Raw genomic sequence first — 19,350 nt, 5'->3', positions numbered from 1 at the left:
TGCGCGAGCCGTGTGGGCGGAATTCGGGCCCGTCCGGCGATTGAGGACCCCCCGGGGGTTACGGGACGACGACGACCTTCGTGCGCACCGTCGCGAACTCCCACATCGCATCCCCGTCGGCCCGGGACATCCGCACGCCGCCCGTCTTCAGCGACGGATCCGGGCTCTCCATCGAGCCGTCCAGCGCCGCGCTGAATCCCACTGCCACGCCGTCGGCCATCGCGAACCGCACCACGTGCTCGATCATCACGCCGTCCGAGCCCTCGGTGGCGGGCCCCGAACGCGTACCCACCTGGTACGTCCCGGGCCGCGGATTCAGCGCGCTCGGCATGACCTCGAAGGTCCTGGTCACATCCCCGGCCGCGTCGACGAGCCACACCTGACGGTCCTCCAGGGCGTACACCACACGCTTCCCGGAACCGGAGACGGCAGGGAGCGCGGCCGGAGGCTTCTTGGCCTTCGGCTTTTCATGGCCGGTGGCGGGGGCGCTGCTGGAGACCTTCGGCTTGGGGGCGGCGACGGAGTCGGGGGCGTTCGCCGATGCCTGGTAGGCCAGGAAACCGACCGCGGCGAGAGCCGCCGCAGTGAGCCCGGCCACGATTCCCGAGCTGCCCCTAGCCACCGTGCGCGCCCCTTTCGCTTCCGTATGTAGTACAAGCGTTTACGTCGTACCCGCGTGTACACGGTGACGGTAGCAGCCGGGGCCGGTCGTACCGGGACGCCGTACGGGACGCCGTGCCCGGTCGGAGGAGCCGTAGGCTGTTTGCGTGCTCTTGCTCGCCGTGGATACCGCCACCCCCGCCGTCACCGTCGCCCTTCACGACGGGACCTCCGTCGTCGCCGAGTCCGGCCAGGTCGACGCCCGAAGGCACGGGGAACTGCTGCTGCCCGCCGTCGACCGGGTCCTCGCCGAGGCCGGGGTGAAACTCGACGCCGTGACGGACGTGGTCGTGGGCGTCGGGCCCGGACCGTACACCGGGCTGCGGGTCGGCCTGGTCACGGCCGCGACCTTCGGCTCCGCGCTCTCCGTGCCCGTGCACGGGCTGTGCACCCTGGACGGTCTTGCGTACGCCGCCGGACAGGACGGCCTGGAAGGCCCGTTCGCCGTCGCGACGGATGCCCGCCGCAAGGAGGTCTACTGGGCGAGGTACGAGGACTTCCGCACGCGTGCCACGGAGCCCGCCGTCGACCGGCCCGCCGACATCGCCGAGCGGCTCGCCGGACTTCCCGTCGTCGGGGCGGGCGCGGTGCTCTATCCCGAGGCGTTTCCGGACGCCCGGGGCCCGGAGCATGTCTGCGCAGGTGCGCTGGCAGCCCTCGCCGCCGAGCGTCTCGCCGCGGGCGCGGAACTGCTGCCGCCGCAGCCGCTCTACCTCCGCAGGCCCGACGCCCAGGTCCCGAAGAACTACAAGGTGGTCACCCCGAAGTGACGACCACGACTGCCGTACTGCGCGAGATGCGCTGGTGGGACATCGATCCGGTGCTGGAGCTCGAACACGAGCTGTTTCCGGACGACGCCTGGTCGGCCGGCATGTTCTGGTCCGAGCTGGCGCACTCCCGCGGCCCGCAGGCCACCCGCCGCTACGTCGTCGCCGAGGACCCCGCCACCGGCCGGATCGTCGGCTACGCCGGGCTCTGTGCGGCCGGTGACCTCGCCGACGTACAGACGATCGGTGTCACCCGTGACCACTGGGGCGGCGGCCTCGGCTCCGAACTGCTCACCGATCTGCTGAAGCACGCCACGGCCTTCGAGTGCGCCGAGGTGCTCCTCGAGGTCCGCGTCGACAACACCCGGGCGCAGAAGCTGTACGAACGCTTCGGCTTCGAACCGATCGGCTTCCGACGCGGGTACTACCAGCCGGGCAACATCGACGCACTCGTCATGCGCCTCCACGTGCACGAACACGATCACGTACAAGAGCTCGTACAGGAAACAGAGACTGACTGATGGCTGACGAACCGCTCGTACTCGGCATCGAGACCTCCTGCGACGAGACCGGCGTCGGCATCGTCCGCGGTACGACGCTGCTCGCCGACGCCGTCGCGTCCAGCGTCGACACGCACGCCCGCTTCGGCGGCGTCGTCCCGGAGATCGCCTCCCGCGCGCACCTGGAGGCGATGGTCCCCACCATCGAGCGCGCCCTGAAGGAGGCCGGGATCAGCGCCCGCGACCTCGACGGCATCTCCGTCACCGCCGGTCCCGGGCTCGCGGGCGCGCTGCTCGTCGGCGTCTCGGCGGCGAAGGCGTACGCGTACGCGCTGAACAAGCCGCTCTACGGGGTCAACCACCTCGCCTCGCACATCTGCGTCGACCAGCTGGAGCACGGCCCGCTGCCCGAGCCGACGATGGCGCTGCTGGTCAGCGGCGGCCACTCCTCGCTGCTGCTCGCGCCGGACATCACCAATGACGTACGGCCGCTGGGCGCGACCATCGACGACGCGGCGGGCGAGGCCTTCGACAAGATCGCCCGGGTGCTGAACCTCGGCTTCCCCGGCGGTCCGGTCATCGACCGGCTGGCGAAGGAGGGCGACCCGAAGGCGATCGCGTTCCCGCGCGGTCTGAGCGGCTCGCGCGACCCCGCGTACGACTTCTCCTTCTCCGGTCTGAAGACCTCGGTGGCCCGCTGGATCGAGGCCAAGCGTGCGGCGGGCGAAGAGGTGCCGGTACGGGATGTGGCCGCGTCCTTCCAGGAGGCCGTGGTGGATGTGCTCACCCGGAAGGCCGTCCGGGCCTGCAAGGACGAGGGCGTCGACCACCTGATGGTCGGCGGCGGTGTCGCGGCCAACTCACGGCTGCGGGCGCTGGCCGAGGAACGGTGCGAGCGGGCCGGCATCCGGCTGCGGGTGCCGCGGCCGGGGCTGTGCACGGACAACGGGGCGATGGTCGCGGCGCTGGGCGCGGAGATGGTGGCCCGGGGCAGGCCGGCGTCGGACCTGGAGCTGTCCGCGGACTCGTCGCTGCCGGTGACCGACCCCCACGTCCCCGGTGCCCACGCGCACGACCACGACCATGTGCACGAGATCAGCAAGGACAACCTCTACTCATGAGCGGTACGACCGTCGCGCTGATGTGGGAGGCCCGCGCCGCCGACGGCAGGGGCCCCGAACTCCTGGAGTGGGCGCGCGCCCGGTCGGCCGAGCTGGCCCGCGAGCCGCTGCGCCGCGAGCTGCTGCGCGCCCCGCAGGACCGGGTCCTGGTCATCACCTGGTGGGAGGGGGCGTACGGCGACGAGCTGCCCGAGCTCCCCGAACCGGACGCCGAGTTGATCACTCGTCCGGTGCACCGCTGGCGTTTCGAGTCCCTGGGGGCCGTCGAGTCCCTCGGCTGAGGCGAGCCGCTGAGTCCCGGGAAGTCACTGGCCCCGGGAAGTCCCTCGGCTGATCAGCCCCTCGATGATCGCGTCGAGTTCCTCCGCCACCTCGTAGTCGGCGGCGTACTCGCGTCACCGGTCCTTGACCTCCGTCAGCCGGGGCGGTGCGGCTGCGTCCTCCCCGGTGATCATCTCGGGGAAGTACCGCTTGCTCGGCGGGTTCTCCGCGCGGCGCTCGGCTGCCCTGCGGAAGACCAGGTCGCCGTAGACGTAACTCCAGATCGTCCGGTACGCGCGTACCGCCCGGGCGGGGGAGAGGCCGCAGGCGAGCGCGGAGCCGATGATCTCCCGGACATGCGCCGCGATCTCGGCTTCACCCCGGAGGGGCTCCTCTGGGTGGTGAACGCCTATGCGCCGGCGTTCGGCGGGCTGTTGATGCTGGCGGGCGTCTCGCCGACCTGATCGGCAGCAGCCGGGTCCTGACGGTGGGCCTGGTGCTGTTCGGCGTGGCGAGCCTGGCCGGGGGACTCGCATGGTCGCCCGGTGGGCTGATCGCCGCACGGGCGGTGCAGGGGATCGGTGCGGCCGCGCTCGCCCCGGTCGCCTTCGCCCTGATCGCCATCGCCTTCCCGGCCGGGCCCGCCCGTTCCCGCGCCCTGGGGCTGTGGGGCATGGCGGGTGCGGCGGGCGGCGCGGTGGGCGTGCTCGCCGGCGGGGTGCTCACCGATGCGGCGAGCTGGCGTGCGGTGATGCTGGTGAACGTGCCGATCGTGGTGTTCGCGCTGGTGGGAGCCGTACGCTCCGGGCTGGAGAGCCGCCCCTCCCGGGCCGGAGCCCGGCTCGATGTGGCCGGAGCGCTGCTGGCCACCGCCGGTACGGCACTGCTGGTCCTCGGGCTCGTACGCACATCGACCCACCCATGGGGGTCGGCCCAGACGCTGAGCACGCTCGGCGCCGCCGTGCTCCTGCTGGTCGCCTTCGCCGCCGTCGAGCTGCGGGCCGGGACTCCGCTGCTGCGTCTCGGTCTGCTGAAGGGGAGGCCGGTCCTGACCGCGAACCTCTTCTGCCTGCTGATGAGTTCGGGGCAGTTCGCCGCGTTCTACTTTGCCGCGCTCTACATGCAGCAGGTGCTCGGTTACGGGCCGACCGCCGCCGGTGCCGCGTTCCTGCCGTTCTCGGCGGGCGTCGTCGCGGGCTCGGTCGTCGCCACCCGTACGGTCGCGGCACTCGGCGGCTGCTGGCGGCGGGCGGTGGTGTTGCCGCGCTCGGCCTCGCCGGGTTCGCGGCGACGGCGCAGGCGGGCGGCAGCTTCCTGTACTCGATTCTCGGCCCGTCCCTGGTCTGCAGCGTCGGCATCGGGATGTGCTTCGTACCGCTCGGCACCGCGGCCACGACCGACGTCGCTTCCGACGAGACGGGGATGGCCTCCGGGCTGCTGAACAGCGCCCGCCAGGTCGGCGGCTCGCTGGGGCTCGCGGTCCTGGTCACCGTCGCCGCCCAGGTCACCGGCGACGGGGGCCGGCCGGCCGATCTGGCGGCGGGGTACGCGGCGGCGTTCTGGGTCTGCGCGGGGCTGCTCGCGGCGGCGGCGCTGGCGGCCCTGGTGCTGCTCCCGGCACTGGAACGGACCGCTCCGGTGGCCGCCCCGGTGGCCGCTCCGGAAGATTCTCAGAAGAATTCCGGTGGAGCTGTCGATCCGGCCGTCTCCCGTTCGACGCAAGGGTGAGAGGCGGGGAAAGTCCCCGTCCTTCCGACCGAGGAGTCACCATGCCCCGCTTCATGTCGCTGATCCGCATCGATGAGCAGAACCTCCCCTCCGAGAACCCGGGCCCCGAGTTCGAGAAGCGCATGGGCGCCCTGTTCGAGGAGATCACCAAGGCCGGGGTCATGCTGGAGACGGCCGGGCTCACCCCGACCGCCCAGGGCACGAGGGTCACCTGGTCCGGCGGCAAGCTCAGCTGCACCGACGGTCCCTTCACCGAAACCAAGGAGGTCGTCGGCGGCTACGCCATCCTCCAGGCCAAGGACAAGGCCGAGGCCCTGGAATGGACCAAGCGGTTCCTGCAGATCCACCCGGCGAACTGGACCGTCACCTCCGAGGTCCGCCAGATCGACGAGGCCACGGGCCTCTGACCGGTCGCGCTTGCCGCTTCCCGGCACGGCTGCTCTGATGAGTGACCGTGACGGCAGCAAGCGCGAGGACGGCGGTCGAAGCGGTCTTCAGGATCGAGTCCGCGCGGATCATCGCAGGTGTCACCCGCATCGTGCGGGACGTCGGCATCGCCGAGGAACTCGCACAGGACGCCCTGGTGGCCGCGCTGGAACAGTGGCCGGAGTCAGGTGTCCCGGACCGGCCGGGCGCCTGGCTCATGGCCACCGCCAGACACCGCGCGATCGATCTCGTACGCCGCAAGGAGACGTACGCGCGCAAGCTGGCCGAGGTCGGGCGGGCCCTGGAGGACGTGCCGCCGCCCGAACCCGCCGAAGCGGACGACATCGACGACGACCTGCTCCGGCTGATCTTCACGGCCTGCCATCCGGTGCTCTCCACCGCGGCCCGGATCGCCCTCACCCTGCGGTTGCTCGGCGGGCTCACCACCGATGAGATCGCCCGCGCGTTCCTGGCCCCCGAACCGACCGTCGCCCAGCGCATCGTCCGGGCGAAACGGACCCTGGGCCGGGAGGGCGTCCCCTTCGAGGTGCCCTACGGACCCGAGCGCGCCGCCCGCCTCGATTCCGTGCTCGAAGTCATCTACCTGATCTTCAACGAGGGGTATGCGGCGACCGCGGGCGACGACTGGCTGCGCCCGGCGCTGTGCGAGGACGCGCTGCGGCTGGCCCGGGTGCTCGCGGGCCTGATGGAGCAGGAGCCCGAGGCTCACGGCCTGGTCGCGTTGCTGGAACTCCAGGCCTCGCGCACCGCCGCCAGGACCGGTCCGGACGGCGCGCCGGTGCTGCTCGCCGACCAGAACCGGGCCCGCTGGGACCACCTGCTGATCCGGCGTGGTGTCGCGGCCCTGGAGCGGGCCGTGGCCGCGACGGAGGGGGGCGCCGGCCTCGGCCCGTACGCCGTGCAGGCCGCGATCGCCGCGTGCCACGCCCGGGCGGTGACGTACGAGGACACGGACTGGACGACCATCGCCGCCCTCTACGACCGCCTCGCCGTGATCGCACCGTCCCCGGTCGTCGAGCTCAACCGGGCCGTGGCGGTCTCCATGGCGCAGGGCCCGGCAGCCGGCCTCGCCCTGGTCGACGCGCTGGCCGACGACCCGGCGCTCAAGGACTATCACCTGCTGCCCAGCGTCCGCGGCGATCTGCTGGCCAGGACGGGCCGTACGGACGAGGCGCGGGCGGAGTTCGTACGGGCGGCCGGACTGACCCGGAATGAACGGGAACGCGCGATGCTCCTGGACCGCGCGGCACTTCAGGACCGCTCCGGCCGATGAGTTCCGGGCACCGGACCGGTCTTCCCTGCACAAGCTTCGGCACCATCCGACTCCGCGCCACCCGACAGGCGCAGACCATGCAGAAGATCAAGACCTTCCTGTGGTTCGACAACCAGGCCGAGGAAGCCGCGAATCACTACATCTCCGTCTTCGGCGGCGACTCGAAGGTGCTGAACACGACGTACTACAACGAGGCGGCGCCGGGCGAGACGGGCAAGGTCATGACCGTCGGCTTCCGGCTGGTCGGCCAGGAGCACATCGCGCTCAACGGCGGCCCGCAGTTCCCCTTCACCGAGGCGATCTCGCTGTCCGTGGACTGTGCATCGCAGGAAGAGGTGGACACCCTGTGGTCCAGGCTCACCGAGGGCGGCGGCGAAGAGGGGCAGTGCGGCTGGCTCAAGGACAAGTACGGCCTGTCCCGGCAACTCGTTCCGCAGGGGCTGAATGAGGCGCTGTCCGACCCGGACCCGGCGAAGGCCGAGCGGGCGATGAAGGCGATGCCGGGCATGCGAAAACTGGACATCGACGCGCTGCGCAACGCCTGAGCCCCGCCTCCCGGCCCCGTCAGGGCGCGGCGACACCCATCGAGTAGGCCCCCATCAGCTTCGGCGCGCCCTTCCCGTAGAACACATCGAGATCGACGATCGTGAACCCCGCGGCCGTCAGCATCTCGGCGATCCGCCGGGTCAGACGGCACCCGCCGAAGAGCCGCCGCTCCAGCGGATCGAGGCGGCGCTGCCAGCGGCGTACGTCCTCCTCCGGCGCCAGCCCGTGCTCCAGGAAGTGCAGGGTCGCGCCGGGTTTGAGGACCCGCCGCACCTCGCGCAGCGCCGCATCGGCGTCGGGGATGGTGCACAGCGCCCACGTGGACAGGGCCCCGTCGAAGGTGTTGTCCTCGAACGGCAGGTACTGACTGTCCAGACAGGCGCGCCGCACCAGGGGGCGCCCCGCGTCGATACGCTCACGGGCCAGCTTCCAGCCGAGATCGGACGGCTCGACCGCGGCCACGTCGGTGACGGCCTCCGGGTAGAACGGAACGTTGTGCCCGGAGCCGAATCCGATCTCGATGATCTCACCGTACAGGCCCTCGCAGACCCGCCGCCGCAGCGGTTCGACCGCCTTCGACCGGCCGGCGGCATCGGCGATCCGGGGCACGATCCGTTCGGCATAGAACCCCATTGCGAACCTCCGTGTGTTTCTCTCCAGCATGGCACTCCGGCGGCCCCGACGCACCGTGCCGTCCACAGGGGGCGCACGGTCGATAAGGTCTGGCCCATGTTCAGCCGCGCACAACTGCCGCCGCCCCCACCGCCCGTGGAGATACGAACCTGGCCCGACCGTGAGGCGCTGCTCGCCGACCGGGCCGTGGTGCTCGCGGAGTTGGTGAAGATGCATGTCTCACCGGGGCGGCTGGCGGTGTTGTGGCTGTGGGGAGCGCTCTGCGCGGTGGGCTGGTCGCTGGTGGCCTCGGCGATCGTCACGTTCGAGCAGTCGTACGACATCTTCAGCACCGTGCTCGGTGTGATCCTCGTCGGCATGGGCGCCTGCTGCATGGTTCCCGCGATCGTCCTCGTCGTCATCGGTCTGCTCCGCGACCGCGACATCCGCCGACTGCTCGCAGCCTGGGGCGAGTTGGACCGCGACCCGGCACGCGATGCGCGATTGCGGATGCCGGGTGTCAGCCTGGTCTGGCTGCTGATGTCCTTCGCGCTGTGCGCACTCGGGCTGTACGCGTGCATCGCCGTCCCGGCGACCGCCGAAGCGGGCCGCGGGATCTACGGCGTGGTCGCCCTGGTCATGGGACTCGGGATGACCGGCTGGATCGTCGGACTGATCGGCATCACCAAGGCGTTCGCCCACCGCCGTTGGGTGCTGCGGACACTGATCGGGGCGCCCGCTTTGGAGCCGCTGTTCTCCGTCGGGGGCGGCGCGCACCGCTGACCCCGGACCTGTCCTGACCGGATACATGAGTCACGCTGGGGGAGGAGTGTCACATGGAGTGGTACTGGTGGGTGCTCATCATCTTCTGGACGGGCGGCTTCGGATGGGCCGTCGACAACGTCCGTACCGCGCTGCGCAACCGGCACACCCGCAAGTTGGAGCTGCTGGAGGCGGCCGAGCAGGAGCGGCTGGCCGTCGAAGCGGCCCACAAGCCGCCGGAGCCGGTCTGCGGCTGCACGCACCATCTCGCCAAGCATGACAAGCAGGGCAAGTGCCATGAGCGGGTCGAGGTGCCGACCGCCTGGGGCGAGTCCAAGAAGCCGGTCCGCTTCGAGTCGGGGCAGTGCAACTGCCAGCAGTACGTGGGTCCCCAGCCGCTCTCGCAGGTGTACGCCGAGGACCTGACCGACCTGGCCTGATGGCCGCCCCCGCCGGTCAGGCGGGTCCGGTCACCGGGTGGCCGATCAGCATCGTCGGGGCTCCGGCCACCCGGGTGAGGAAGACCGTCGCGGCGTTCGGTCCCTGGAGCTTCATCCTGCGGCGCAGCTCCTCCGGTTCGACGGCCGAGCCGCGCTTCTTCACCGTCAGGACGCCGACCTTCCGCTCCCGCAGCAGCGCCTTGAGCTTCTTCATGTTGAACGGCAGCCGGTCGGTGATCTCGTACCCGGCGGTGTACGGGGAGTCGTACGGCTGGTCGCTCGTGACGTACGCGATGGTCTCGTCGACCAGTCGGCCGTCGCACCGCGCCACGACGTCGGCGACCAGATGGGCGCGGATGACGGCGCCGTCCGGCTCGTACAGATAGCGGCCGACCGGGCCGACGGGCGGGGCGGGCAGCGGGGCGCCGGACCACAGGGTGGCGCGGGCCGGAAGTACGGTGGCGCGGTAGGAACCGGCCGCGAAGCCCTCGCCGAACCAGAGCACCGCTTCCTTCACGTCACCGCCGTCCGAGATCCACTCGGCCTCCGCCTGCGCCGGGATCGCCTCGTGCGGGATGCCGGGGGCGATCTTCAGTGCGGCACGGGGCGCCTTGAGCGCGGCGCCGGTCGCCCAGGAGAGCGGCGGTGAGTACGCCTCGGGGTCGAAGATCCTGCCCCTGCCGCCGCGCCGGGCCGGGTCGATGAAGACCGCGTCGTAGGGCGAGGTGTCGATCTCGGTGACATCGGCGCACCGCACCTCGATCAGACCGTCCAGGCCGAGCGCGGCGGCGTTGGCGCGGGCCACCTCGGCGGTCAGCGGGTCGCGGTCCACCGCGAGGACGGAGATGCCCGCCCGTGCGAGCGCGATCGCGTCGCCGCCGATCCCGCAGCAGAGATCGGCGACGCTGCGCACCCCGCCCGCCGCCACGAACCGCTGTGCGCGGTGGGTGGCCACCGACGTACGCGTCGCCTGCTCGACGCCGTTCGGTGTGAAGAACATCCGGTACGCGTCCTCGGCACCGAATTTCGCCACCGCCCGCTGCCGCAGCCGCGCCTGCCCCAGCGCCGCCGAGACCAGCGAGGCCGGGTGGGTGCGGCGAAGCCGGGTGGCGGTGGCGAGCTCCTGGGCGGGGTCGTACGACCGCAGCCCGTCCAGGAGCGCCGCGCCCTCGGGGGTGCGCAGGGCCATGAAAGCGGCGAGGGGGTCGGACGGGTCGGGGGCGTCGGACCGGTCGTCGGCGTCGGACGGGTCGTTCGGGGCGAAGGCGTTCACCCGCCCCATTGTGAGCCAGCCGGGTTGACCGGCGGGCCCGGTGGCGGTGTCGGGCCGGGGCGCCGCTCACGTGCTGGCAGGATGCGACGCCATGCAACTTGTACGACAAAAGGAAAAATTAACCATGAAAAGGAGCGGATCGGGCAGGTCTGAACCGGGGGGTGGGCGGGGCTCCGGCAGGCATCGGCCGGCCTGCGCGGCCCTGGCCGCACTCCTGGTCGCCGCGGTCTGCTCCGGCTGCGCCTCCGGGGCCGGCGGCCAGTCGGGCGACGTCGATGAGCACCGGGCCCTACCTGCCGCCGGACCGCCGGGCGGTCCCGGACTGGGGGCGGGCCCCGGACAGCGGGCCGGCCAGGGCGGTGCACCCGCCGGGTCCCGTGAGAACGCGAGGTTCAGTCCGGCCGTACGGGCGGCCCTCGCCAAGAAGTGGGGGCTGGACAGGCCACCGTTGATCGCACCCCCGCCACCCGCCGTGAAGCCGCACATCACCACCCGCGAGGGGTTCGAGGTCAATGGCGGCGACGACTCGCTGCCACCGGTCTTCACCACCGTCCCGACCAAGGACCGGGTCGTCTTCCTGACGATGGACGACGGTGCCGAGAAGGATCCCGAACTGCTGCAGATGATGGACGAGCTGGACATCCCGTACAGCGCGTTCCTCAGCGACTACCTGGTGCGCGACAGCTACGGGTACTTCCTGGAGATGCAGCGGCTGGGCGTCGGCCTCAACAACCACACGCTCAACCACCCCTACCTGCCCGGGCTCTCGTACAGCGAGCAGAAGAGCGAGATCTGCGACCAGCAGGCCATCATCGAGGAGCGGTACGGGCCGCGGCCCACCCTCTTCCGCCCGCCGTACGGCAACTACAACGGGGACACGCTCCGCATCGCGAAGTCCTGCGGCATCAAGGCCGTACCGCTCTGGAACGCGGAGGCGTTCCCGGACCACATGGAATGGCGCGAGGTGGACCAGGACCTGCACCCCGGCGACATCATCCTCACGCACTTCCGGGGCCGGAAGGACTGGGGCGGCAGCATGGCCGACCTGGTCCGGGCGGTCATGAAGACCATCACGGACAAGGGGTACGCCGTGGCCCGGCTGGAGGACTACGTATGAGAAGGGCGCATCGGCTGCTCGCCGGACTGCTGACAGCTGGTGCGCTCCTGGCCGCCACCGCCGGGTGCGCACAGTCGGTGGACCCGATCGAACGGCTGGGCCGCAAGGCCGCACAGAAGGTGACCCACCCGAAGCCGACCCCCGCGGCGGGCCCGCAGGCGCATCCGCACGGCGATCACGGGGCGCCGGGGTCGCCGGTCGTCATCACCTGTCGTCAGCTGCCGGAGTCCAAGCACTCGCGGTTGCCGCCACCGCTGAGGCACCGGTGGCCGGACCGACCGGGATCGTACGAAGGAGCGGAGGCCGGCGCCGGGTGCGAGCGGCGGTAGTCCTCGTACCCGATGAGTGCCGCCACCACGCACAGCAGGAGCGCGGCCAGGATCTGGATCGCGCCCGCCCAGGGCCGGTTCGCGCGGATCGGCGCCACGGCGAACAGGCAGATCACCGCGGCGATCCCGCCGAAGACGAGGACGGGCGTCCAGTCCATCCACGGTCGTACGGAACGGTGCGGTCCGTCCCCGCGTTGTCCCTATATGGTCCGGACCGTTGCGTTGTCCGGACTGTCGCATGCGACCGGCGCACCGTGCGCGAGCGGGGCCCACATGACGCCACGACTGGCTGAATTGGCACTCCGCTTGACCGAGTGCTAATCCCGGTCATAGTCTCGGTGCTGGCACTCACCACTGGAGAGTGCCAGCAGTACTGTGCGACTGGCAGGTCCGGCACCCGCGACGACGGATCCACCTGGTCGCCATCCAAAGACTCTTAACCCCGTGAGATCTCCGAAGGGGGAGACCGGATCGTGTCGACCGCCAGCTCCAAGGTTGCGATCAAGCCGCTCGAGGACCGCATTGTGGTCCAGCCGCTCGACGCCGAGCAGACCACGGCCTCCGGCCTGGTCATTCCGGACACCGCCAAGGAGAAGCCCCAGGAGGGCGTCGTCCTGGCCGTGGGCCCGGGCCGCTTCGAGAACGGCGAGCGCCTTCCGCTCGACGTCAAGACCGGCGACGTCGTGCTGTACAGCAAGTACGGCGGCACCGAGGTGAAGTACAACGGCGAGGAGTACCTCGTCCTCTCGGCTCGCGACGTGCTCGCGATCGTCGAGAAGTAATTCACCCACGTTTGCTTCTGTTCTGCGCCCCTGGCCCCCTGCGAATAACCAGCCGGGTGGTCGGGGGCGCAGTTCGTTTGAGAGGAAAGCTCAGCTGCCATGGCGAAGATTCTGAAGTTCGACGAGGACGCCCGTCGCGCCCTTGAGCGCGGCGTCAACAAGCTTGCCGACACGGTCAAGGTGACGATCGGCCCCAAGGGCCGCAACGTCGTCATCGACAAGAAGTTCGGCGCTCCCACCATCACCAACGACGGTGTCACCATCGCGCGCGAGGTCGAGCTCGACGACCCGTACGAGAACCTCGGTGCCCAGCTGGTGAAGGAGGTGGCGACCAAGACCAACGACGTGGCGGGTGACGGTACGACCACCGCCACCGTGCTGGCCCAGGCGCTCGTCCGCGAGGGTCTGCGCAACGTCGCCGCAGGTGCTTCCCCGGCCGCCCTGAAGAAGGGCATCGACGCCGCGGTCAAGGCCGTGTCCGAGGAGCTCCTCGCGACCGCCCGCCCGATCGACGACAAGACCGACATCGCCGCCGTGGCCGCGCTCTCCGCGCAGGACCCGCAGGTCGGCGAGCTCATCGCGGACGCGATGGACAAGGTCGGCAAGGACGGTGTCATCACCGTCGAGGAGTCCAACACCTTCGGTCTGGACCTCGACTTCACCGAGGGCATGGCCTTCGACAAGGGCTACCTGTCCCCGTACATGGTGACCGACCAGGAGCGTATGGAGGCCGTCCTCGACGACCCGTACATCCTGATCCACCAGGGCAAGATCGGCGCGATCCAGGAGCTGCTCCCGCTGCTGGAGAAGGTCATCCAGGCCGGTGGCTCCAAGCCGCTGCTGATCATCGCCGAGGACGTCGAGGGCGAGGCGCTGTCGACCCTCGTCGTCAACAAGATCCGTGGCACCTTCAACGCCGTCGCGGTGAAGGCCCCGGGCTTCGGTGACCGCCGCAAGGCCATGCTCGGCGACATCGCCACCCTCACCGGTGCGACCGTCATCGCCGAGGAGGTCGGCCTCAAGCTCGACCAGGCCGGTCTGGACGTGCTGGGCACCGCCCGCCGCGTCACCGTCTCCAAGGACGACACGACGATCGTGGACGGCGGCGGCGAGCCCGGCGACGTCAAGGGCCGGGTCAACCAGATCAAGGCCGAGATCGAGGCCACGGACTCCGACTGGGACCGCGAGAAGCTCCAGGAGCGCCTTGCGAAGCTGGCCGGCGGCGTGTGCGTGATCCGCGTCGGTGCCGCCACCGAGGTGGAGCTCAAGGAGAAGAAGCACCGTCTGGAGGACGCCATCTCCGCGACCCGCGCCGCGGTCGAGGAGGGCATCGTCTCCGGTGGTGGCTCCGCTCTGGTCCACGCCGTCAAGGTTCTTGAGGGCAACCTCGACAAGACCGGCGACGAGGCCACCGGTGTCGCGGTCGTGCGCCGCGCCGCCGTCGAGCCGCTGCGCTGGATCGCCGAGAACGCCGGCCTCGAGGGTTACGTCATCACCTCGAAGGTCTCCGAGCTCGACAAGGGTCAGGGCTTCAACGCCGCGACCGGCGAGTACGGCGACCTGGTGAAGGCCGGCGTCATCGACCCGGTCAAGGTCACCCGCTCCGCGCTGGAGAACGCCGCGTCCATCGCGTCGCTGCTGCTCACGACCGAGACGCTGGTCGTCGAGAAGCCGGCCGAGGAAGAGGCCGAGGCCGGTCACGGCGGCCACGGCCACTCGCACTAGCGTGTAGCTCCGCTCAGCCACTGAGGCCCGGTACCCCGGCGAGGGGTACCGGGCCTCGGCACGTGCTGCCGAATCGAGCATGCCCACCGAGGGGGTCCCCCCATGTCCTTGAGGCTACGGGGGGAGATCGAGGACATCTTTCAGCCCGCCCGGCGATTGAGGACCGGGCGTTGCCCGCCTTCACCGCGTTGGAGATCTTGGCGTAGCCGCCCGCGTTGCCGGACGGGATCTCCTCGTACACCACCTTGATGTTCTTGTGCGAGGCGTTTGCAACGACCTCGTAACCCCTGGACCACGCTCGCCGAGGCCAACGCGCACACCTACGGCCCCGGCGACCGGCTGCTCTTCAAGCGCGGCGCCACCTGCACCGGCACCCTCGCCCCCGAGGGCACCGGCTCCGCCCGCGCACCGTTCACCATCGCCGACTACGGCAACGGCCCGGCCCGCGCCAAGCTGGACGGCGCGGGTGCCCACGATGTCGTGCTGCTCTCCAACATGCAGTACGTGCACCTCAAGGCCCTGGAGATCACCATCGCCGACAACCCCGGCAGCGAGCGCAACGGCGTCCGCCTCCGCCTCACCGACTACGGCACCGCCCGCGGCTTCGACATCTCCGGCCTCTACATCCACGATGTGCGCGGCGGCGACTACAAGACGGTGTCCGGCTCCAGCGCGATCCACATCGCGGTCGCGGGCAAGGCGAAGGCGAGCCGGTACGACGGCCTGGACATCGGGCACAACCGCATCGAGAACGTCGACCGCGAGGGCATCTACTTCAAATCGACCTTCTCCAAGCGTGATCTGGTCGGCCAGCAGCAGGACCCGAACGTCTACCCGGGGGAGCGGACGCCGAGCACCGGAGTCCGCATCCACCACAACACGCTGAAGTCCCTGGCCGGCGACGGCATGAAGCTCGACACCACCAGTGGTGCCCGCGTCGACCACAACCGGGTCGACGGCTTCCAGCTGCGCTCGCCCTCCGCCAACGCGGGCATCTGGACCTTCAACACCGACGACACGACCATCGAGTACAACGAGGTCTCGGGCGGCGGTAACACCCACGACGGGATGTCCTTCGACGCCGACGGCGCCTCGCAGAACACGGTCTTCCAGTACAACTACAGCCACAACAACAAGGGCGGCTTCCTGCTGATCTGCCCGTACAGCGGCGCCAAGACCATCGGCACGGTCGCCCGCTACAAAGTCAGCCGCAACGACGGCGCCCGCCTGATCCAGAACTGCGGGGGCCCGATCCTCGGCACGGAGATCAACAACAACACCTTCCACAACAAGGAGCAGATCCCCGGCTACCTCGTCCAGGACGACGCCGGCAGCCCCGCCACCACCCAGCACGAACTGTCCATCCGGAACAACATCTTCGTGAGCGAGGGCACCGGCGGCTACGCCTTCAAGAACCCGACGCCCGGGCTCTCGTTCGACCACAACGCCTTCTACGGCATCGACATGGCCCGCCCCAACCCCGGCGGCATCACGGCCGATCCGAAGCTCCGGCCCGACTTCCGGCTCGGTGCGGGCTCGCCCGCCCTCGCCGCCGGAGCCGTCATCGAGAACAACGGCGGCAAGGACTACTTCGGCAACGAGCTGAAGCCCGGCGCCCCCAACATCGGCGCCTACGTGGGCCGCGGGGTTGTGAGCTGCTGCCGGTTTGCTGCGTTGAAGTGGGTTGTGGTGAGCGGGTGTGGGTCCTGTCGGTGGGTTCACGGGGTGGGAACAGAGGTTCCGGGGCCGAATGGGTGACCTTGGCGTCTGCTGCTCGTTGGGCTGGGTGGCGGGTTTCCGGTCTTGGGGAGGGGGTGTTGTGGTGGGTGGTTTGCGGGAGTTGGCGGCGCCGTTCGTGGTGCCCGGGCCGTGCGGGGTGGCGGTCCGGGGCCGTCTGAAGCGCCTCACGCCCCGGGACGAGAGTGTTCTGCGCGCGGTCGGTGAGCATCAGGGTCGTCTGGCTTCGCGTGATCTCAGGGCTCGTTGTGCGGATGGTCTGGAGCACGGTGCGGACGCCTGGGCGTCGCGCAAGCGGGACCTGACGCCGCTGTCGTCGTCGCGGATCGCGGGTGCGATCACCAAGGCCACGCACGATCAGTGGGCGCTGGCCCGCCGTTGTCAGGCGGCGCACATCCAGACGCTGGAGGCCGGGATCAGGACGCTGCGGCACCGCCTGTCCCTCCCGATCGGTGAGCGAGGAACGAAGCGGGCTGCGGGCGGCTACCGCTCCAAGGGCGAGTGGTTCCACAAGTCCCGCCGCCTCGCTGCACTGGAGGCACGACATGCGGCCGTTGTCGCCGACCGGCAAGCCGGACGGGTGCGGGTGGTGCGCGGCGGCAGACGTCTCCTGAACACCCGCCACCACCTCGCCGACGCCCGGCTCACCGAGGAGCGGTGGCGGGAACGCTGGGAGGCGGAGCGCTGGTTCATCGCTGCTGATGGTGAGTCGGGGAAGCGGTTCGGGAACGAGACGATCCGCGTCACCTCGGATGGCGAAGTGTCCATCAAGCTGCCCAAGCCGCTGGAGCACCTGGCCAATGCCAAGCACGGCCGGTACACCCTCACCTCGACCGTGGCGTTTGCGCACCGGGGTCAGGAGTGGGCCGATCGCATTGTCGCGAACCGGGCCGTGGCCTACCGAATCCACCTCGACACCGGCCGTGGCCGCTGGTACCTCACCGCGTCCTGGCAACGCCCCGTCGTCCAGACCATCCCGCTGGAGGCCGCCCGCGCCCGGGGTGTGATCGGTGTCGACACCAACGCCGACCACTTCGCCGCCTACCACCTCGACCCACACGGCAACCCCATCGGCGACCCGCACCACTTCCCCTACGACCTCTCCGGCACCACCACGCACCGCGACGCCCAGATCCGCCACGCCCTGACCCGCCTCATCAACTGGGCCAAGCACGTCGGGGTCGCCGCAATCGGCATCGAGGACCTCGACTTCACCGCCGAGAAGACCCGTGAGAAGCACGGCCGCAGGAAGCGGTTCCGGCAGCTGATCTCCGGAATTCCGACCGGCAAACTCAAGGCCCGGCTGGTCTCCATGGCCGCCGAACAGGGCCTGAGCATTGTCGCGGTCGACCCCGCCTACACCTCGATGTGGGGTGCCCAGCACTGGCAGAAGCCACTGGCCACCCCGCACCGCAGAATGTCCCGTCATGATGCCGCCGGTATCGCGATCGGACGACGCGCCCTCGGGCACCCGGTCCGGCGTCGGACGGCACCGCCCCCACACGACCGGAGTGATCGTGCGGGGCATCGGACCGCCCAGGCCGGGCCAGGTGCACGGGGGCGTGAGGGAACCCGCCCACCCGCAACGGACCACGCCCCCAGAGACGTGCCGCCGAACGGGACGAGAAAGCGGCAACCCAGCGCATCCAACACCGTTCGGGATGCGCCCAGTACACATCGGTGGGTCCAGGACTCACTCATGCACACTGGCTAGGAACGGTGAGGTAACAGCCCATTCGGCTCACTGTGGCCCGTACTTGCGGCCTGTCTTGGAGGTGACCCCTCCGAGCAGGCCGCGCGGCGTCACCTTCACGAGCCCCATCAACGCCTTGTACCGCGGGTCCGGGATCGAGACCGACTTACCTCGTGCCAGGTCCGTCAGGGCCGTCGCCACCAGCTTGTCCGCGTCGAGCCACATCCAGCCCGGGATGTTGCCGGTCCCCATCCCGGCCCGCTCGTGGAACTCGGTCCTTACGAAGCCGGGGCACAGTGCCATCAGCCGCACCCCCGAACCGGCCAGGTCCTTCGCCGCGCCCTGGGTGAACTGCACGACCCAGGCCTTGGACGCGCCGTACGTCCCGCGCGGCACGAACGCCGCCACCGAGGCCACATTGACGACCCCGCCCCGCCCGCGCTCCCGCATCCCGGCCGCGGCCGCCGAGGTCAGCCGAAGTACCGCCTCGCAGTGCACCTTCAGCATGTTCAGCTCATCGGCCATGGGCACATCCAGATAGCGGCCCTTGTTGCCGAACCCGGCATTGTTGACCAGCAGGTCGACCGAATGGTGACGGTCCGTCAACCTGGCCTCGACCGCGGCGATCCCCTCGTCCTCGGACAGGTCGGCCGTCAGCACCTCGGCCTCGATGCCGTGCCGGTCGTGCAGTTCGGTCGCCTGCTCGCGCAGCCGCTCGGTGTTGCGCGCCACCAGCACCAGGTTGTGCCCATCGGCCGCGAGCCGCCGCGCGAATGCGGCTCCGATCCCTGCGGTCGCGCCCGTAATCAGTGCAGTCGTCATACGCGGCACGTTAGTGCCTGTCCGGCACGCCGTGATCAGTCGTCCGCCGCCTCCGTCGCCACGTACTTCAGAGCGGCACGCAGCGTCTCGGGATGCAGCGCGTCCCGTGCCGGAAGCAGCTTCGGGAGCAGTTCCCGGCGCGTCGTCGAGGCCAGGAAGTCCAGCTCCACGGTGACGTCGTGGTCCGGCCGGTGCACGATTTCGACCGGGTCCCCGGCGCGGATCTCGCCCGGTTCGATCACCCGCAGGTAGGCACCCGGGGCAGCCGCCTGTGTGAACCGCTTGACCCAGCGTTTCTCGTCGACATGGCCGGCGAACGTACGGCAGGGAATCCGGCTCGACGTGACCTCCAGGACCAGGTCGGGGCCGATCCGCCAGCGCTCGCCGATCTTCGCGCCGCTCACGTCCAGACCGCTGGTCGTCAGGTTCTCGCCGAACGTGCCATTGGCCAGCGGGCGGCCGAGCTCCCGCTCCCACACGTCGAGTTCCTCGCGGGCGAATGCGTACACGGCCTGGTCGGAGCCGCCGTGGTGGCGCAGATCGCACACCGTGTCCCCGGCCAGGCCGCTGCCGCCGGTGCCCTTGGGGCCGGGGTCGGTGACGCGTACGGGGCCGTCGGCCGGCTGCTTGTCGATCCCGGTCGCGCCGCCGGGGGCGTCGGTGCAGTCGACGGCCTTGGGCCGTCCCAGATTCACAGTCAGCAGCTTCATCGGCTTCATACGGGGAACGCTAACCACTCCACCCTCAAAGATGCA

The 19,350-nt window shown here is 70.4% G+C and carries 20 protein-coding genes and 1 pseudogene; 15 read left to right on the top strand and 6 right to left on the bottom strand.

The window, feature by feature from the left end:
• Nucleotides 1–58 precede the first annotated feature (58 nt).
• On the bottom strand, nucleotides 59–598 hold the full coding sequence (locus OG953_RS17390) for a hypothetical protein (RefSeq protein WP_405691888.1): 540 nt from the start codon (nucleotides 596–598) through the stop codon (nucleotides 59–61).
• A gap of 169 nt (nucleotides 599–767) precedes the next feature.
• Here OG953_RS17390 and tsaB point away from each other — a divergent pair, with 169 nt between their 5' ends.
• The 8 genes and pseudogenes from tsaB to OG953_RS17350 all read left to right on the top strand — a co-directional run bounded on the left by tsaB (nucleotide 768) and on the right by OG953_RS17350 (nucleotide 7,302).
• Complete coding sequence (gene tsaB / locus OG953_RS17385; protein WP_405685260.1) at nucleotides 768–1,430, top strand: tRNA (adenosine(37)-N6)-threonylcarbamoyltransferase complex dimerization subunit type 1 TsaB; 663 nt, start codon at nucleotides 768–770, stop codon at nucleotides 1,428–1,430.
• On the top strand, nucleotides 1,427–1,948 hold the full coding sequence (gene rimI / locus OG953_RS17380) for a ribosomal protein S18-alanine N-acetyltransferase (RefSeq protein ID WP_405685259.1): 522 nt from the start codon (nucleotides 1,427–1,429) through the stop codon (nucleotides 1,946–1,948). The genes tsaB and rimI overlap by 4 nt, the downstream gene beginning before the upstream one ends.
• On the top strand, nucleotides 1,948–3,048 hold the full coding sequence (tsaD, locus tag OG953_RS17375) for a tRNA (adenosine(37)-N6)-threonylcarbamoyltransferase complex transferase subunit TsaD (protein WP_405685257.1): 1,101 nt from the start codon (nucleotides 1,948–1,950) through the stop codon (nucleotides 3,046–3,048). The genes rimI and tsaD overlap by 1 nt, the downstream gene beginning before the upstream one ends.
• Complete coding sequence (locus OG953_RS17370) at nucleotides 3,045–3,329, top strand: hypothetical protein (protein WP_405685255.1); 285 nt, start codon at nucleotides 3,045–3,047, stop codon at nucleotides 3,327–3,329. The genes tsaD and OG953_RS17370 overlap by 4 nt, the downstream gene beginning before the upstream one ends.
• A 327-nt stretch (nucleotides 3,330–3,656) precedes the next feature.
• Nucleotides 3,657–5,037, top strand: a pseudogene (locus OG953_RS17365) (MFS transporter); the annotation flags it as partial.
• A gap of 41 nt (nucleotides 5,038–5,078) precedes the next feature.
• A complete protein-coding gene (locus OG953_RS17360) occupies nucleotides 5,079–5,444 on the top strand; it encodes a YciI family protein (RefSeq protein WP_266358684.1) in 366 nt (121 codons plus the stop codon).
• Between the two features lie 41 nt (nucleotides 5,445–5,485).
• Entirely contained in the window at nucleotides 5,486–6,757 is a 1,272-nt protein-coding gene (locus tag OG953_RS17355; protein WP_405685254.1) for an RNA polymerase sigma factor, read from the top strand.
• 77 nt (nucleotides 6,758–6,834) lie between these two features.
• A complete protein-coding gene (locus tag OG953_RS17350; protein ID WP_405685253.1) occupies nucleotides 6,835–7,302 on the top strand; it encodes a VOC family protein in 468 nt (155 codons plus the stop codon).
• Between the two features lie 19 nt (nucleotides 7,303–7,321).
• On the opposite strand, the gene OG953_RS17345 is transcribed toward OG953_RS17350, so the two are convergent.
• Entirely contained in the window at nucleotides 7,322–7,936 is a 615-nt protein-coding gene (locus OG953_RS17345; RefSeq protein ID WP_405685251.1) for a class I SAM-dependent methyltransferase, read from the bottom strand.
• Nucleotides 7,937–8,032: 96 nt separating this feature from the next.
• On the opposite strand from OG953_RS17345, the gene OG953_RS17340 reads away from it, so the two are divergent.
• Both OG953_RS17340 and OG953_RS17335 read left to right on the top strand, forming a co-directional pair.
• Complete coding sequence (locus OG953_RS17340; protein ID WP_405685250.1) at nucleotides 8,033–8,698, top strand: hypothetical protein; 666 nt, start codon at nucleotides 8,033–8,035, stop codon at nucleotides 8,696–8,698.
• Nucleotides 8,699–8,751: 53 nt separating this feature from the next.
• Nucleotides 8,752–9,117 (top strand): hypothetical protein, encoded by a 366-nt coding sequence (locus OG953_RS17335; RefSeq protein ID WP_405685248.1) that lies wholly within the window; start codon nucleotides 8,752–8,754, stop codon nucleotides 9,115–9,117.
• A gap of 16 nt (nucleotides 9,118–9,133) precedes the next feature.
• Here the strand turns inward: OG953_RS17335 and OG953_RS17330 are convergent, their stop codons facing one another.
• Nucleotides 9,134–10,399, bottom strand: coding sequence for a THUMP-like domain-containing protein (locus OG953_RS17330; RefSeq protein WP_405685247.1), 1,266 nt, complete (start codon nucleotides 10,397–10,399; stop codon nucleotides 9,134–9,136).
• A gap of 82 nt (nucleotides 10,400–10,481) precedes the next feature.
• Between OG953_RS17330 and OG953_RS17325 the strand changes: the two genes are divergently transcribed.
• Nucleotides 10,482–11,507, top strand: coding sequence for a polysaccharide deacetylase family protein (locus tag OG953_RS17325; protein ID WP_405685246.1), 1,026 nt, complete (start codon nucleotides 10,482–10,484; stop codon nucleotides 11,505–11,507).
• 214 nt (nucleotides 11,508–11,721) lie between these two features.
• On the opposite strand, the gene OG953_RS17320 is transcribed toward OG953_RS17325, so the two are convergent.
• Complete coding sequence (locus OG953_RS17320; RefSeq protein ID WP_405685245.1) at nucleotides 11,722–11,994, bottom strand: DUF6234 family protein; 273 nt, start codon at nucleotides 11,992–11,994, stop codon at nucleotides 11,722–11,724.
• 315 nt (nucleotides 11,995–12,309) lie between these two features.
• Between OG953_RS17320 and groES the strand changes: the two genes are divergently transcribed.
• The 4 genes from groES to OG953_RS17300 all read left to right on the top strand — a co-directional run bounded on the left by groES (nucleotide 12,310) and on the right by OG953_RS17300 (nucleotide 17,794).
• Nucleotides 12,310–12,618, top strand: a complete 309-nt coding sequence (groES, locus tag OG953_RS17315) for a co-chaperone GroES (RefSeq protein WP_389655923.1) — start codon at nucleotides 12,310–12,312, stop codon at nucleotides 12,616–12,618.
• Between the two features lie 99 nt (nucleotides 12,619–12,717).
• Nucleotides 12,718–14,343 (top strand): chaperonin GroEL, encoded by a 1,626-nt coding sequence (gene groL, locus OG953_RS17310; protein WP_405685243.1) that lies wholly within the window; start codon nucleotides 12,718–12,720, stop codon nucleotides 14,341–14,343.
• A gap of 267 nt (nucleotides 14,344–14,610) precedes the next feature.
• A complete protein-coding gene (locus OG953_RS17305; protein ID WP_405685242.1) occupies nucleotides 14,611–16,101 on the top strand; it encodes a right-handed parallel beta-helix repeat-containing protein in 1,491 nt (496 codons plus the stop codon).
• 64 nt (nucleotides 16,102–16,165) lie between these two features.
• A complete protein-coding gene (locus tag OG953_RS17300) occupies nucleotides 16,166–17,794 on the top strand; it encodes an IS200/IS605 family accessory protein TnpB-related protein (protein WP_405691886.1) in 1,629 nt (542 codons plus the stop codon).
• Between the two features lie 27 nt (nucleotides 17,795–17,821).
• Here OG953_RS17300 and OG953_RS17295 read toward each other — a convergent pair whose 3' ends face one another.
• Entirely contained in the window at nucleotides 17,822–18,595 is a 774-nt protein-coding gene (locus OG953_RS17295) for an SDR family NAD(P)-dependent oxidoreductase (RefSeq protein WP_405685241.1), read from the bottom strand.
• 35 nt (nucleotides 18,596–18,630) lie between these two features.
• The gene (locus OG953_RS17290; protein ID WP_405691884.1) at nucleotides 18,631–19,305 is read right to left on the bottom strand and encodes an MOSC domain-containing protein; all 675 of its coding nucleotides are present in this window, start codon (nucleotides 19,303–19,305) and stop codon (nucleotides 18,631–18,633) included.
• Nucleotides 19,306–19,350 lie beyond the last annotated feature (45 nt).

Origin of the sequence: Streptomyces sp. NBC_00057 (genome assembly GCF_045041165.1) — a bacterium.
Taxonomy (GTDB): domain Bacteria; phylum Actinomycetota; class Actinomycetes; order Streptomycetales; family Streptomycetaceae; genus Streptomyces.
This window is presented reverse-complemented; position numbering and strand designations above follow the sequence as displayed.